Annotated in this window: 13 protein-coding genes; 3 read left to right on the top strand and 10 right to left on the bottom strand. The window is 68.3% G+C overall.

What is annotated here, in order from left to right:
• Positions 1-4: 4 nt before the first annotated feature.
• Positions 5-1,030 carry an FAD-dependent oxidoreductase gene (locus tag QSK35_RS28495; RefSeq protein WP_285750611.1) on the bottom strand — a complete coding sequence of 342 codons (1,026 nt, stop codon included), beginning with the start codon at positions 1,028-1,030 and terminating at the stop codon, positions 5-7.
• Positions 1,031-1,123: 93 nt separating this feature from the next.
• The gene (locus tag QSK35_RS28490) at positions 1,124-2,824 is read right to left on the bottom strand and encodes a LamG-like jellyroll fold domain-containing protein (protein ID WP_285750610.1); all 1,701 of its coding nucleotides are present in this window, start codon (positions 2,822-2,824) and stop codon (positions 1,124-1,126) included.
• 145 nt (positions 2,825-2,969) lie between these two features.
• On the opposite strand from QSK35_RS28490, the gene QSK35_RS28485 reads away from it, so the two are divergent.
• Entirely contained in the window at positions 2,970-3,686 is a 717-nt protein-coding gene (locus tag QSK35_RS28485; protein WP_285750609.1) for a sulfite exporter TauE/SafE family protein, read from the top strand.
• Positions 3,687-3,702: 16 nt separating this feature from the next.
• Here QSK35_RS28485 and QSK35_RS28480 read toward each other — a convergent pair whose 3' ends face one another.
• The 6 genes from QSK35_RS28480 to QSK35_RS28455 all read right to left on the bottom strand — a co-directional run bounded on the left by QSK35_RS28480 (position 3,703) and on the right by QSK35_RS28455 (position 9,594).
• Positions 3,703-4,533, bottom strand: a complete 831-nt coding sequence (locus tag QSK35_RS28480) for a hypothetical protein (protein ID WP_285750608.1) — start codon at positions 4,531-4,533, stop codon at positions 3,703-3,705.
• A gap of 79 nt (positions 4,534-4,612) precedes the next feature.
• Positions 4,613-5,584, bottom strand: a complete 972-nt coding sequence (gene egtD / locus QSK35_RS28475; RefSeq protein WP_285750607.1) for an L-histidine N(alpha)-methyltransferase — start codon at positions 5,582-5,584, stop codon at positions 4,613-4,615.
• The gene (egtC, locus tag QSK35_RS28470) at positions 5,581-6,315 is read right to left on the bottom strand and encodes an ergothioneine biosynthesis protein EgtC (protein WP_285750606.1); all 735 of its coding nucleotides are present in this window, start codon (positions 6,313-6,315) and stop codon (positions 5,581-5,583) included. The genes egtD and egtC overlap by 4 nt, the downstream gene beginning before the upstream one ends.
• Positions 6,316-6,319: 4 nt before the next feature.
• Positions 6,320-7,609, bottom strand: a complete 1,290-nt coding sequence (egtB, locus tag QSK35_RS28465) for an ergothioneine biosynthesis protein EgtB (protein ID WP_285750605.1) — start codon at positions 7,607-7,609, stop codon at positions 6,320-6,322.
• 97 nt (positions 7,610-7,706) lie between these two features.
• Positions 7,707-8,918 (bottom strand): glutamate-cysteine ligase family protein, encoded by a 1,212-nt coding sequence (locus QSK35_RS28460; protein ID WP_285750604.1) that lies wholly within the window; start codon positions 8,916-8,918, stop codon positions 7,707-7,709.
• Positions 8,919-9,039: 121 nt separating this feature from the next.
• Complete coding sequence (locus QSK35_RS28455) at positions 9,040-9,594, bottom strand: YbhB/YbcL family Raf kinase inhibitor-like protein (protein ID WP_285750603.1); 555 nt, start codon at positions 9,592-9,594, stop codon at positions 9,040-9,042.
• A 160-nt stretch (positions 9,595-9,754) separates the two neighbouring features.
• On the opposite strand from QSK35_RS28455, the gene QSK35_RS28450 reads away from it, so the two are divergent.
• A complete protein-coding gene (locus QSK35_RS28450; protein WP_285750602.1) occupies positions 9,755-11,278 on the top strand; it encodes a S8 family peptidase in 1,524 nt (507 codons plus the stop codon).
• Positions 11,279-11,369: 91 nt separating this feature from the next.
• Here QSK35_RS28450 and QSK35_RS28445 read toward each other — a convergent pair whose 3' ends face one another.
• Together QSK35_RS28445 and QSK35_RS28440 are read right to left on the bottom strand one after the other, a co-directional pair.
• Positions 11,370-14,258 (bottom strand): PQQ-dependent sugar dehydrogenase, encoded by a 2,889-nt coding sequence (locus QSK35_RS28445; protein ID WP_285750634.1) that lies wholly within the window; start codon positions 14,256-14,258, stop codon positions 11,370-11,372.
• A gap of 214 nt (positions 14,259-14,472) precedes the next feature.
• Positions 14,473-14,640 (bottom strand): hypothetical protein, encoded by a 168-nt coding sequence (locus QSK35_RS28440; protein WP_285750601.1) that lies wholly within the window; start codon positions 14,638-14,640, stop codon positions 14,473-14,475.
• A gap of 126 nt (positions 14,641-14,766) precedes the next feature.
• Between QSK35_RS28440 and QSK35_RS28435 the strand changes: the two genes are divergently transcribed.
• The gene (locus QSK35_RS28435; protein WP_285750600.1) at positions 14,767-15,360 is read left to right on the top strand and encodes a TetR/AcrR family transcriptional regulator; all 594 of its coding nucleotides are present in this window, start codon (positions 14,767-14,769) and stop codon (positions 15,358-15,360) included.
• Positions 15,361-15,443 lie beyond the last annotated feature (83 nt).

Here is a 15,443-nt window from a genome sequence, read left to right as displayed (position 1 = left end):
CGACTCAGCCCAGCTTGTCGACGAGGTCGACGGCGTCCTCGGCACAGCCCCACGAGACGGTGAACCCCGTGTCGCCGTGGCCGAAGTTGTGCACGATCGGGCAACCGCGCTCGACCTCGACCCGCACGCCGCGGTCCCGGTGCGGCCGCAGTCCCGAGCGCACGGGGTTGCCGGGCACCGGCTGCGCCTCACGCAACGTGGGCAGGAAGATCCGGCACCGCGCGACGAGTTCCAGGATCTGGTGGCTCTTCATGGTCAGGTCGGTGGTCCACCGGTCCGACTCGACGATGCCGCCGAGCACCACGCGGTCGCGGGCGCGCGGCACGATCGACAGGCCGTCGACCCGGTGCGCGCAACCGATGCCGGGGTTGCGCAGGTGCACGGACGCACCGCGCAAGGGACGCAGGTCCGGGTCGGCCGCGAGCTCGATCGCGCCCAGGCCGGTGCAGTTCACGATCGCGGTGGCGTCGTAGCGGCGCAGCAGGCGGTCCTGTTCGTCGGTGAGCTTGCCGCGGATCAGCGCGACCTCGACCTCGCAGCCGGCGGACCGGACCTCGCGCAGCAGCCACGCCAGGTACCGGTCGGTGTCGACCATCGGGGCGAGGTACTCGTAGGCGTCGGTGACGTCCCCGCGCACCCCGTGGACCGCGATGAGCGTCGAGTCGTGCCGGAAGCCGCGGACGTGCGCCCGCAGCTCGGTCATCCCGGCCAGCGCCTCGGGGTTCGCATCGATCGGAACCCGCTGGTACGACAAGGAAGGCCGCATCGCGACGCCGGTCAAAGGGTCGGCGGCCATGTCGTTGAAGATCCGGTACGACAGGGCGGCCCACTCCTTCGCGCGGGCGTCGGCGACCGGCCATTCCCACAACGCGGCCGCGGTGGCGGACGTGACGTGCGGGGCGTACCGGTCCGCGACCACGGTGACCTCGAACCCGCGCCGCCGCGCGACCAGGGCTGTTGTCAGCCCCACCACGCCCGCGCCGAGCACGAGCAGCCGGCGCGAGTAGCGCCGGGGTAAGTGATATCGCATCCGTCCTCCTGACAAGCGTTCGACAGGAGCACAAACGTGGCCCCCGGAGGGGCAGTTCGGGTTTCAGCCGGTTTGCGGCCAAATGACGTACACCTATCGAGACGTCAGGAACTTCTCCACCGACAGTGGGTGATCGACCACCCGGACGTCACCCAGCCAGCCGTAGAAGGACTTCTCGATCACCCGGTTGTACGCATACGCGCCGATCAGCCACGGGTCTCCCGCCGTGGCGATGCCGGTCGCCGGAGTCGACGGGTTGCGCAGCAGTTCGGCGCCCTCGACGTAGAGCTTGGTGTGCCTGCCGTCGTTGACGACCGCGACGTGCCACCAGGTGTCCTCGGCCAGCTCGTGACCCCAGTTCGTCGAGAGCCCGTTCTGGTTGCGCGGGAACACCGCCCACTGCAGCGAACCGCCGGTCGCGACGTTCAACGTGCACAGCGGCTCGCTCGGGTCGTCACCGGTCTTGCCCGCGGCGCTGCCCGGCGCGAGCTTCGTGAACAGGCCGCACCACGGGTGGTCGAACCCCTGGGGCAGCTTGATGAACGCCTCGATCGTGTATCCGCGCTCGAACGTCATCCCGTTGATCGGCGCGCTGTCCACAGTGGACAGATAGCCGGCCTTGGCGAAGTACCGGCTGCCGTGGCTCGGCGAGTCCGGGTGGTGGTCACCGGCGCTCTGCAGCTCGCCGGTCTGCTTCAGGCCGTTCCCGTTGCCGGACAGGTCCTTCAGCTCGTCGAACCGCCAGTACGCGACGGTGCCGGGAATGATCTGCGGCGGCCGGGCCGGTCGTGGCGGCACGGGCGCGAACCCGGCGAACCGCTTGTCGAAGTCGATCGGCACGCTGAACCGGTCGGCGTTGCTGGTGAGCTCGATCTCCTTGCGCTCCAACGGGTTGAGCTCCCGCTTGCCGAGCAGCCACGGCGAGAACGTGCGCACGTCGATCACGTCGCGCGCGAGGTCGAACTGGTAGAGCCGGATCATCGCGCTGCCGCCGTAGTAGCGGTCCTGGTAGTTCGTGATGTGCACGTGCACGTCGTTGCCGGCGGCGTTGCGCAGCACGGCCCGTGCGGGCGGCCAGAAGTGCCCGTTGAGGGTGAGGAAGATCTGGTCGTTGTCCTTGATCAGCTCGTCCCACACGCGACGGCCGTAGTCGGAGAGCTCCGCCTGCTGCTCCCCCGCGTACACCAGCTCGTGCGTGGTGAGGATGCACGGCAGCTTCGGATGCTGCTTGAGGACTTCGCGAGCCCACGCGAAACCCTTGGCGGACATGCGCCAGTCCAGTGCGAGGACCAGCCATTCCCGTTGTGCGGCTTTGAACACGTGGTAGCTGTTGTAGCCGTCCGGGCTCGCGCCCCGGAACGTCGGCGAGTGCTTGAACCGCTGCGGGCCGAACTCGTCGAGGTACGGCGTGCGGCCACGCTGGTCGTCGGTGCTCTGGTCCAGGTCGTGGTTGCCGGCCAGCACGCTGTAGCCGACGCGGCGCCAGTCGAGCCTGCGGAACGAGTTGCCGATGTCCTGGATCTCGCTCTTCAGGCCGTGCTCGGTGAGATCGCCCAGGTGCGCGATGAAGACGACGTTGTCATCGTTGTCGAGCAGGTACCGCAGCGTCGCGTCGAGCGGCGCCGAGTCACCCCGGTCCAGGTCGAACAGGTACTGCGTGTCCGGGATCACCGCGAGCGTGAACCGTTCGCTGTCGTGGTCCGCCCTGCCCCTGGCCTCCGCGGTCGGGACTGTCACCAGGGTGCTCGCGGCGGCGACACCCGTGCCCAGCAGAAACGATCGACGGCTCGTCATGGGCGGGATGCTAAGTCGGTTGACCCAACAGTCAACGAACTTGACGTTAACGTCGGCCGCGACGTCCATGAGGGGAGCCTTCATGGACGTCAGGTCCATGAAGGCTCCCCTCATGGACCAAGCGATGCCGTTAGCATGCCTAACTGTGTCTCTGGGGTTGCTGCTCGCCGGGGTCGTCGTGGCGCTGGGCGGGCTCCTGCAAGGTCTCGTCGGGTTCGGCCTGTCACTGCTGGCCGTGCCCCTGCTGGCGCTGCTCGACCCGGCCCTGCTTCCGGTGCCGGTGCTGATCGCCGCGACCGCGCACTCCGTCCTGTCGCTGATCCGCGAGCACGGCCACGTCGACTGGCGCGGCGTCGGCTGGGCGATGGCCGGCCGGCTGCCGGGCACCCTGGTCGGGGTGTGGCTGGTGGACTCGTTGTCGCAGAAGAACTTCGGCCTGGTCGTCGGCGTGGTCGTGCTGCTGTGCGTGGTCCTGTCCGTGGTCGCGTGGCGTCCGTCGCCGACGCCCCGGTCGCTGGTCACGGCCGGACTGGCCAGCGGCTCGTTCGGCACCGCCATGTCGGTCGGCGGTCCCGTGGTCGGCCTGCTGTACCAGAACTCCAAAGGCCCCGAGGTGCGCGCCACGATGGCCGCGTTCTTCGTACTCGGCTCGGGCACGTCGGTGCTCGGGTTGCTGCTGGCCGGCCAGGTGCACGCGCGGCAGCTCTGGACCGGTCTGGCGCTGATCCCGTTCCTGATCGTCGGGTTCCTGCTGTCCGGCCCGCTGCGCAAGCGGTTCGACGCGGGCGGCGTCCGCACCCCGGTCCTCGTCGTGTCCGGGGTGAGCGCGGTGGTGCTGATCGTGCGGAGCCTGCTGTCCTGACCAGCACCACCCGCTTTCAGCGCTCGAACGTGTAGACCGCGGTCTCGGCGTTGCACGGCTGGTTCACCGACATGCGCATCAACCCGGTGGCCGGGTCGTAGTCCACGCCTTCGGTGACGTAGTTGCCCGTGCACGTGCCGTCGATCGGCACCTGACCGAGCCACCGCACGTGCGCCCGGACGTCCTGGCCGCGCAGTGGGCGGTTCAGGTCCAGCTGCAGGAACGACATGCTCGTCGGGTAGAGGTCGTTGAACGCGTCGCTCGTGCCGCACAGGATCCGGAACGCGTTGACGAAGTCGCAGCCCTGCACGCTCCGCACGGGACTGTCCAGCTTGATCTTCGCCTTGAGCGGCAACGTGCCGCCGCCCGCGGGCACGGTCTTGTTCAGGATCGGCGCGGGGAAGACGAACAGCTCCTGCACCTTCTCCAGCGTTCCCGCCACCAGCCACTGGCCGTCCGGCGTGACCGTGACGAACGAGTTCGAGTTCAGCGCCGGTTCGCCGGGCGTCAGCTCGTGCTCGTACTTGAAGCTCTGACCGTCCGGCGTGGTCACGAGGAACATCTTCGCCGTGCGACTCGTGTCCTTCGTCCACTGGTAGGCGTCGAAGATGTAGCCGCGGACGGCGTCCGTGTCGCCGATGTGGCCCCAGCCCTCGTCTTTCAGCGCTTGTGGGATCGTGCCACCGCCGCGGTAGTAGACGACCGACTTGTTCGTGCCCAGGCCCTCGTTCGCGGTGCTGCTGGGGACCGTGATCCGTTCGGTCTGGTGCCAGCCGCGGATCGTCGCCGCGTCCGCGGTGGCCGGGGTCAGCAACAGGAAGGCGACCGCCAAAGCCGCAGTTCTCATTTGTGGTGCCTCTCGGAATCCGCGGCGGCGGCGGGACCACTCTGGCCGTCGCCGCCGCGGAGATCAAGGCACCTTCGGACTAACTCGCGCGCGCCAGGGAGACGGCGAACCGGCCCTCGTCGTCCGTCCACCACCGGTGCAGCTCGAACCCGGCGTTCGCGAGCTCCTGCTTGACGCCCTCACGCCGGAACTTGGCTGACACCTCGGTCCGCAACTCCTCCCCCTCGGCGAAGGAGACGTCCAGGTCCAGCGCGGCCAGCCGGACGTGCATCGCCCGAGTGGCGCGCAGGCGCATCTCGATCCACTCCTCCTCGGCGTTCCACAACGCGACGTGCTCGAACGCGTCCACGTCGAAGTCGCCGTCCAGCTCACGGTTGAGCACGCGCAGCACGTTGCGGTTGAACTCGGCGGTCACACCCTTGGCGTCGTCGTATGCCCGCACCAGAACGTCCCGGTCCTTCACCAGGTCCGTGCCGAGCAGCAGCCACTCACCCGCGTCGAGCACGTCGCGCACCTCGCGCAGGAACTTCTCGCGCTCGTCCGGAATGAGGTTGCCGATCGTGCCGCCCAGAAACGCCACCATGCGCGGTGACTCACCGGGCAGCAGGCCCAGGTGCTGCGTGAAGTCGCTGACGACGCCGTGCACCCGCAGTCCCGGGTAGTCGGCGATGATCGCGGCGGCGGCCTCCGCCAGGAACTCGGCCGACACGTCCTGCGGCACGAACTCGGCGAGAGTCCCGTGCTCGCGCAGGGCGCTGAGCAGCAGGCGCGTCTTCTCCGACGAGCCGGAACCCAGTTCCACCAGGGAATGCGCGCCCGTGGTCGCGGCGATCTCACGCGCGCGACGGCCCAGGACCTCGCGTTCCGCCCGCGTGGGGTAGTACTCGTCGAGACGCGTGATGTCCTCGAACAGCGCGCTGCCGACGGCGTCGTAGAACCACTTCGGGGACACCCACTTCGGGGTCGCGGTCAGGCCCGCGCGCACGTCCGCGCGTAACGCGTGCGCCGCGTCCTCCGGGGTCAGATGCACATCCACCACTGGTTCGGTCATATCGGTTGAACCTCCACTGTGGACGGGTTTATTCCGGCGGTCACCACGCTGCGGTCGGGGACTTCCCGCCACCCCGCGTCGTCGTCCAGCGGCTCGGAGGCCAGGGTGACCGACTGTGCTTTCTCGAGCACCCACAGGGCGTGCGTCCACGTCGTACCGACGAGCGTCACACCGTCCGTGAGCATCAGGTTGAGTCGTGAGTTCGGGGCCGCCGAGGAGACCTCGTTCACCAGTGCCGCAACGGCTTTGTCCGGTTCGTCACCCGCGTCCAGGCGATGACGCAGGACCGTCCACAACAGCGCGGCGTCCGTCGGGGCGTCCATGCACAGCAGGCTCGTGACCGGCACCGACGAGGCCAGGTCGGCGACGGTGTCCGGCCAGCCGTCGATGCGGCCGTTCAGGCTGAAGAGCCACCGGCCGTCGGTGAACGGCGCGCACGCCTGGTCCACCACCGGCATTCCGGCCGTGGCGGACCGCACCGCGGCCAGCACGGCACCGGACGACGTGGAACGGGCGAGGGCGCGCAGGTTCCCGTCGCTCCAGATCTGCCCCGCGCGGCGATACCGCACGGGACCGGGGAACCATCCGACGCCGTACCCGTCGACGTTGATGGTTCCCCCGCCGCGCATGTCCTTCGGCGCGTGCGACTGGCGCTCCAGCGAGTGCGGCCGGTCGAACAGCAACTCGGCCAAGGGCACGGCTGGGCCCAGGTAACCCAGGTGGCGGCACATCTGGTCAGGCGTCCCTGGCGCACCGGAACCCGGCGAAGATCTGCCGCCGGATCGGGTAGTCCCAGTTGCGGAACGTCGCGCGGCACGCGGCCGCGTCCGTGCCGAAGGAACCACCGCGCAGCACCTTGTAGTCCGGTCCGAAGAAGACCTTCGAGTACTCGGGGTACGGGAAGACCTCGAAGCCCGGATAGCCGTGGAAGTCCGACGACGTCCACTCCCACACGTCGCCGATCAGCTGGTGCACGCCCAGCGGCGACACGCCCGCCGGGTAGGCGCCGACCTGCGCGGGACGCAGGTGCCGCTGGCCCAGGTTGGCGTGCACCGGCGCCGGATCCTCGTCGCCCCACGGATAACGCCGCGACCGGCCCGTCGCCGGGTCGTACCGCGCGGCCTTCTCCCACTCGGCCTCGGTCGGCAGCCGCTTGCCCGCCCACTTCGCGTACGCCTCGGCCTCGAAGAAGCACACGTGCACCACGGGTTCGTCCGGCACGAGCGCCTCGGTGACGCCGAACGCCGTGCGCGCCCACCCTTCGCCCTCGCGCTGCCAGAACCGCGGCGCCCTGAGCTTCGAGTGCAGGCGGTGCACCCAGCCCTCGGCGCTCCAGAACTCCTGCCGGTCGTAGCCGCCGGCCGCGATGAACTCGGCGTACTCGGCGTTCGTCACCGGCGTGGTGTCCAGCCAGAACGGGTCGACGTGCACGGTGTGCGCCGGCCGCTCGTTGTCCAGCGCCCACGGTTCCGTGGAGGTACCCATCTCGAACGGTCCGCCGGGCACCAGGACCTCGGCCGTGAGCACCGCACTGCCCGCCGGTGGCGGCGGCGCGTCGAGCACCGGGTCGCCCTTGCGCAGCTGGTGCGTGGCCAGCATGGTCTCGTCGTGCTGCTGCTCGTGCTGGATGATCATGCCGAACGCGAAGGCGTTGTCCACCAGGCGGCGCCCTTCGAGCGGGACCTGCTCCAGCACGTCGAACACCTTGCCGCGCACGTCGCTCACGTACTGCCACGCCTCGCGCGGGTTGAGCAGCGGTAACTCGGGCCGCACCGAGCGGCTGAACTTGAACGCGTCGTAGTACTCGTCGATGTCGCTGCGCACCGGCTCACGCCCGCCGACGTCGCGGACGAGCCACAGCTCCTCCTGGTTGCCGATGTGCGCGAGGTCCCACACCAGCGGCGACATGAGCTTGGAGTGCTGGCGCACCAGGTCGTTCTCGTCTACCGAGCTCGTGAGCAACGTGCTGCGCTCGCGTGCGCGCAGGAGATGGTTGGCGACTCGTTCCCTCAGTTCGTCGGTCATGCCAAGCCCCCTTGCAGCTCGTCGGCGATGGCGCTGACCTGTCCCGCGGACAGGTCACGCGGCAGCCGGGAGGCGACCTGTTCCCTCAACGCGCCCGTCATGCCAAGCCCCCTTGCAGCTCGTCGGCGATGGCGCTGACCTGCCCCGCGGACAGGTCCGTGCGGCTCATCGCCTCGCACCCCAGTTCGACGACCTTCCGTGCGGCGTCGGCGATCCGCCGGTCCGCGAGCCCGTACCGCGCGGCGTGCAGCCACCGGCCCTTCGCGGCCTCCGTCGCGGCCAGCACACCGTCCACAACGGACGGATGGCTGAACAGGGCCGCCATCAGCGCGGTCGGCGCGATCCACCCACCCGGCCGCGGCGTGTCGAGGTAGCGCACCTCCATGTAGCCGCGCGGGCGGACCGGCGGGAACATCGTGCTGAGGTGGTATTCCAGGTCGTCGCTCGTCGGCTGGCGGTCGAGTACGCCGCCGACCCATTCGGCGAACGTCACGCGATGCGGTGGAATCCAGTTCGGACTGGGCCTGCGCAGCACGATGACCGGCGTGTCCAGCACCCGGCGCGCGTACGCCTGTGCGGGGTCGTCGCACACCGCCGACGCCCGCGTGCGCACCGGATCCGTGCCGTAAAGGGCGCGCATGCGCGCGGAAGCCCAGTCCTGTCTTCGGCCGCCCACGCCCGGCGAGTTCGCGAACATGGCCAGCAGCACGGGCCCGAGCGCGTGCACGGCGGCCCAGCGGGCCTTGAGCTCGGAGCGGGGGCCGAAGTCGATGCACACCTGCAGGCCGGCGGTGCTGCACATCATGGTGAGGCCGTCCGGCCCGATCGGGTCGAAGGCGTGCTGCATCGCGTCGTATCTGGGGACTTGGAGCATCCGCAGCGGCGGGCGGTGCGGGTCCGCGCCGCGGTCGCCGAGCACGAGGCCCTGCTCGGCGAGGAGCTCGGTGAGCTGGGTGATGTCCTCCGCCACCGTCTTGAACAACTCGCTGAGCGAGGCGCGGGGCGGGGTGGAGATCTCGATCTGACCGCCGGGTTCGACGGTGAGCGGGGTGCCGCTGGGCAAGGGCCGCTGGGGGCTGTCGGGAACGAGGGTCGGAGGCGCGTGCACACCCAGTGCGGCGGCCATCCGACGTGCATCCAATGGACGGCAAGGGTCCTCGGCGTGGTGGACCGTCCATTCCAGCTCCACGCCGAACAGCCTCGGAGGGCCGTGCTTGAAGCAGACCGAGGCCACATAGGCCTCGGCCTCGGCGCGGTCGCGGAACACGACCGGCGCCGGTTGGTCGCGCAGCGCAGTCAAAGGACTCACTCCCCGTGATCAACGTCGTCGTTTCGACGCTACACGGAGGGTCTGACAGTCGCACGCGTGCAAACTCTTACGGATCAAGGAAAAGGGCCGCCACACACGTGTGGGCGGCCCCGCTCCCCGGCTACGGCTTGGCGCTGGAGAAGCCGATCAGCTTCGTGTCCGCGATCGACGCCTTCTTGGCCGCCGCCTCGACGTCCGCGACCTTGGAGGCCTTGGTCAGGCCGGGCAGCTTCGCGACCTTCAGCGCGTACAACGTGAACTCGTACTTGTGCTTGTTGCGCGGGCACGGCCCGAAGAACTGCTCGGCGACGTCCGCCTTGCCCATCGCCTTCTGGTGCGCGCCCTTCACGTCGGGCACGTCGAAGCCCTTCTTCAGGCCTTCGGGCAGCTCCTTGACGGTGGCCGGAATGTCCCACGCGGCCCAGTGCTTCCCGCCGTTCGCGGTGTCGACGAAGACCACGGCGTAGCTCTGCGCCTTCAGGTCGCCGTCGGTCCACGCCAATGGCGGGGAAATGTCGTTACCAGGTTTGTGGTCCTGCGCACAAGAGTACTTGTCGGGGATATTGCCACCGTTCTTGTACGCCGTGCTGGTGAGTGCCAGCGGAGCGGCGCTCGCGGGTGTGGCCGTCACGATTCCGAGCGCAAGAGCTCCGGCGATCATTGCGATTCTTCTCACGACAAACCTCCAGTTGAAACGGGCGGCGGAGGTTCGAACACATCCATACGACCACATATCGAGAACCGATGCAATATCGGCGTGACGTTCGTGCTCTACTGTGCGCTCAGTTCGCGATCCGCCCGTGAACCTCTTACCTGGAGTTTCACAAGGGAGAACAATGCGTAAATTCGCACTGGGCGTGGTGGCGGCGCTGATCGCCACCGGCACAGCCACCCCCGCTCACGCAGAGGGACGCGTTCTGGGTGCGGACAACCCGAACGCGGTGCCGGAGAGCTACATCGTCATGCTGCGCGAGCACCTCACGTCGGCCGACGTGAGCAGCCGCTACAACGCTCGGGTGAACCGCACCTTCACCCACGCGCTCAACGGTTTCTCCGCCACGATGACCGTCGCCGAGGCACGGCGCGTCGCCGCCGACCCGGCCGTCGAGCTCGTCCAGCAGAACCAGCGGCTCACCATCACCGACTCGCAGAACAACCCGCCGTCGTGGGGCCTCGACCGGGTCGACCAGCGGGCGCTTCCCTTTGACCAGACGTACTTCTACAACACCGATGCGTCGAACGTCCACGCGTACGTCATCGACACGGGCATGCGGTTGACGCACACGACGTTCGAGGGCCGGGCCAAGTCCGGTTACGACGCGATCGACAACGACAACGACGCCAGCGACTGCCACGGCCACGGCACGCACGTGGGCGGCACGGTGGGCGGCAAGGAGTTCGGGCTGGCCAAGAAGGTCAACCTGGTCGCCGTGCGGGTGCTGGACTGCAAGGGTTCCGGCACCACCGAGCAGGTCGTCGCGGGCATCGACTGGGTCACCAGGAACGCCGTGAAACCCGCCGTGGCCAACATGTCCCTGGGCGGCGGCGAGGACGCGGTGCTCGACGCGGCCGTGAAGCGTTCCACCGACGCCGGCATCACCTACGCCGTCGCCGCGGGCAACAGCAACAACGACGCGTGCACCATGTCCCCCGCGCGCGAGCCCAGCGCCATCACCGTCGGCGCCACTGCCCGCGACGACAGCCGCGCGTACTTCTCTTCGTACGGCAAGTGCCTGGACATCTGGGCGCCGGGCCTGGGCATCACGTCGTCCTGGAAGGACAGTGACACCGCCACGCTGAGCGCCAGCGGCACCTCGATGGCCTCACCGCACGTCGCGGGCGCGGCGGCGCTGTACCTGTCGAAGAACCCCACCGCGACGCCGCAGCAGGTACGCGACGCGCTGGTCGCCGCGGCGTCCTCCGACCTGGTCACGAACCCCGGCCCGGAGTCGCCGAACAAGTTGCTGTACACCAACCACGGCATCACTCCCCCGGCCCCGCCGCCCGGTTGTGGCACGAAGACCAACAGCAACAAGGTCGAGATCCCAGACGCCGGCGAGGCCATCAGCACCGCGATCCGCTACGCCGGCTGCAAGGGCAAGGCACCGAAGAACACCAAGGTCGTCATCAAGATCACGCACGACTACAAGAGTGATCTCAAGATCGACCTGATCGGGCCGAGCGGCAAGATCTACCCGATCAAGGCGAATGGCACGGGCACCGTGCTGCAGCCCAGCTACACGCTCGATCTGTCCACTGAGGACAAGAACGGCACCTGGCAGCTGATGGTCCGCGACCGCTCCGAGGGCGGCACGGGCACCCTCGACAGCTGGTCGATCACGCTCCCGAAGAAGCACTGAACGTAAAACACGAGGGGCCGGAGCGTAAAACTCGCGCGAGTTTTACGCTCCGGCCCCGTGTGTCTTACCGTCCGGACCCCTGAGTTTTACCTCAGGCGGCCGCGTTCGACTTTCCGTTGAGCTTCGTGTTCGCGGTGCTGGCGTTCTTGATGGCCGTTTCGATCTGAGCCATCGTCGAAGACGAAGTCAGCCCCGGAACCGTAGCCGAGTTCACCGCATAAAGAGTGAACGTGTACGGATGGGTCGAACCACCGGGACACGGGCCGAAGTACTTCTGGGAATTGGCACCGGATCCCATCGCCTTCTGTTTCGCCCCGTTCTGGCCGGGCACGTTGAATCCGGCCCCGAGGCCCTCCGGCAACGACAGGGACGAAGCGGGAATGTCCCAGATCGCCCAGTGCAGCTTGTTGCCGCCGTTGGCCACGTCGGCGAACACGATCGCGTACGACTTGGCGTCCTGTTTCGCACCCCAGGTCAGCGGTGGCGAGGTGTCCTGCCCCGGTGACCCGTCACCGGCACAGGTGTACTTCGCCGGGATGTTGCCGTTGTCCGCGAACGCCGAGCTGGTGAGCTTGAAGTCGCCCGGCGGCTGCGGGTCGCCACCCGAGTACACGATGTCGACGTGCAGGATCTTGTCGTTGTTCGGGTTGCCGTCCTTGTCCGCGGACGTGGTCAGCCAGATGTCGCCTTCCTTGTCGACCTCGACCGTGCGCAGCCGGCCGTAGGTGCCCTGGAAGTACGTCGTCTGCTCGACCAGGTTCGAGTTGGCGTCGATGCGGTTGCGGTACACCCGCGAGCCGACGGTCGTCGCGACGAACACGTAGTCGTTGATGATCGTCAGACCCGAGGGCGACGCCGACGAGGTGGACCAGGTCTTCTTCGGCGCGATGTAACCGCTGCAGTTGCCGCTCGTTCCCTCGCAGGCGGGCCAGCCGTAGTTGCCGCCCTTCTGGATCAGGTTGACCTCGTCCATGGTGCTCTGGCCGAACTCGGCCTGCCACAACCTGCCCTGCGAGTCGAAGTCGAGACCCTGCGGGTTGCGGTGGCCCATCGTCCAGACCGCGTTGCCGAACGGGTTGTCGGCCGGGATGGTGCCGTCCGGGTTGATGCGCAGGATCTTGCCGTTGAGCGAGTTCTTGTCCTGCGCCCGGCTGTCGTTCTGCGCGTCGCCGACGGAGACGTACAGCTTGTTGTCGATCGGGCCCCAGCGCAGCCGTCCGCCGTTGTGGAAGCGGCTCTTCGCGATGCCCTGCAACAGGACCTTGTACTCGCTCAGCGCGTTGTTCTCGTACTTCATCCGCACGACCCGGTTGCCCTCGGAGGCCGTGTGGTAGATGTACAGGTAGTGGTCGGTCGAGAAGGTCGGCGCGATCTCCAGGCCGAGCAGACCACCCTCACCGCCGGTGCCGACCGCGTTGGGCACCTTGCCCACCAGGGTCTTCGAGCCGCCCTCGGTCAGCCGGTAGATGTTGAACGTCTCGCGCTCGCTGAACAGCGCGGAACCGTCCGGCAGGAACACCAGGCCCCACGGGACGTCGACGCCGTTGGCGATCGTGGTGACGGTGCCGGGGTTCGGCACGCCCTTCGGGCCGCCCGCCGCCGGGGTGTCCTTGATCTCGTTGGAGAAGCCGGACAGGTTGTTCTTGGCGTCCTTGGCGCGGACCTTGAACGCGTACTCCTTGCCCGTGGTGAGACCCGCGACCGTCGCCGTGGTGGCGGTGCCGTCAGCGGTCTGCTTCAGCGCGCCGTCCACGAAGATCTCGTAGCCGGTGACCTTCACGTTGTCGGTGGACGCGGTCCACGCGAGGTCGACGCTCGTCGCGGTCTTGCCGGTGGAGCGCAGGTTCGACGGGTTCGACGGCGGGATGGTGTCCGGCGGCGCCGGGTCGGTGCGCACGATGACGTTGTTGCTCGCCTGCGACACGTTCGGCGTCGCGTCCTTCGCGAACACGGTCCAGTCGTAGTCGGTGTCGGGCTCCAGACCGTCGACCGTGGCGGCGAGCGTCTCGCCGTCGACGCTCTTCATCAGCTGGCCGTGCTGGTAGATGTCGTACCCGACGACCTTGACGTTGTCGGTCGCCGCGTCCCACGCCAGCGAGGTGCTGGTCGAGGTGTGGCCGGTCGCCCGCAGGTTCTTCGGCGGTGTCGGCGGCTCGTTGTCGACCGGACCGGAGAACGTCGCGGTCAGCTTGTCCGCGTTCGGGCCGCCGTTCGCGGTGGTCGCCGTGGCGCGAATCTTGTTGGCGCCCGCCTTGAGCGTGACGCTCGTGGTCGCGGTCTGCCACGTCGTCCACGCGCCCGTGCCGGGGAACGGCAGGTTCGTCGCGGTACCGCCGTCGACGGTGATCGCGAGCGGACGGTCGGTGGTGGTTCCGTTGGCGTACCGGAAGGTCAGCTTGTGCTCACCGGCCTGGTCGGCGGTGATCGTGTACTCGACGTAGCTGCCGGTCACGTTGTTGTAGTTCACGAAACCCGTGCCGGAGAAGCCCGCGTGGTTGGACTCGACGACACCTTGGTTGATCGTGGCCTGCTCCGCCTCCTGCTCGAGGGCGGGTGCCGAAGTCGTCTGCTCGACGTCGACGTAGTCCAGGTTCGGGCCGCCCAGCGCACCGGTCGCGGTCAGCTTGATCTTGTTGCTGCCCTGGTTGAGCTGCACCGTGTTGGTCACGGAGCTCCACGTGGTCCACGCACCCGTGCCCGCGAACGCCCGCTCGTCGACCGCGAGCGAGCCGTTGACGTTGACGTCGACCGGCCGGTTCTCCGTGGTTCCGTTGGCGTAGCGGAACGTCAGGGTCGCGCTGCCCGCCTGCGCGGCGTTCACCGTGAACTCCACGGAGCTGCCCGCGACGTTGTCGAAGTTGACGAAGCCGGTACCGGAGAATCCGGCGTGGTTGGACTCCACCACGCCCTGGGAGATGGCGGCGTTCTCCGCCTCGTACCGCACCGGGGCCGCGCTGGCACCCGTCGGTATCGACATCATTGCGATCGCGGTCGCCGCGGCGACGCACAACGCGCCGGCACGACCTGTTCTCGGTGCCACTGAAGAGCCTCCCGCTTGCATACAGGGTCGGGTGGAGGATCGAGAAGCGGCGGCGGGAATTCAGTTATTGGCTGTAAACTTTCCTATCTGTCGCGCAGATCACACCACCACATGTGTGCGCTGTCAATGCCTGTCAACAGTCCCGGGAAAGCGCTTACCGCTCCCTGCTGTCCGCCAGCAGCGAGATGAGGTCCGTCGCACTGCGACTTTGCAGGACGTCGACGACGTGGATGCCGGTGGAAACACGGCCTGTGGACATCCGCGGCGCCCAGCCCAGCCGTTCGGCGAGCGACGACAACTTGGGGATGTCCTGCGTGTCCATGGCGCGACACGATATTGGGGTCCGGCCCGCCGTTACGACCCGGCGTGCGGAGATCCACTCCAAAGGATTGTGTCAATCCGTACGTACGGATTGGATTTCCGGACCTCCGGCTGAGACGATCCTCGGGTGCCCAGGGTGAGCCAGGACCACCTCGATGCCCGCCGCCGTCAGATCCTCGACGGCGCGCGTGCCTGTTTCGCGCGCCACGGCTACGAAGGCGCGACCGTCCGGCGGCTGGAGGAGGCTACCGGGTTGTCCCGCGGCGCCATCTTCCACCACTTCCGCGACAAGGAGTCGCTCTTCCTGGCGCTGGCCGAGGACGACGCCCTGCGGATGGCGGACGTGGTCGCCGAACAGGGCCTCGTGCAGGTGATGCGCGACCTCCTCGCGCCGCCGCACGACCGCGAGGAGGAGCAGGCCGCCGACTGGCTCGGCACGCGGCTGGAGGTCTCCCGCCGGCTGCGCACCGACCCGGACTTCCGGGCCCGCTGGGCAGAGCGGTCCGAGCAGCTGACCAAGGCGACGCGCGAGCGGTTGTTGCGGCAGCGCGAGGCCGGGAACCTGCGCGACGACGTCGACGTGGACGTGCTCACCAGCTTCCTGGAGCTCGTCCTCGAAGGACTCGTCTCGCACCTCGCCATGGGACTTCCCGCCGACGACATGGAACCGGTCCTCGATCTGGTCGAGGAAACCGTGCGCCGGCACCGCCGGGTCCACTGACCCTCGTTTTGACGTCACGCGGGAGCCCCGCGATGCATGTCATGCATCGCGGGGCTCCCGCGTGACCGAAAGCGGGACGGAGA

This window comes from Lentzea sp. NBRC 105346 (genome assembly GCF_030269605.1).
In the GTDB taxonomy this organism is placed as follows: Bacteria; Actinomycetota; Actinomycetes; order Mycobacteriales; family Pseudonocardiaceae; genus Lentzea.
The sequence above is the reverse complement of the archived record's forward strand: the minus strand, read 5'-3'. Positions and strand labels throughout refer to the sequence as shown.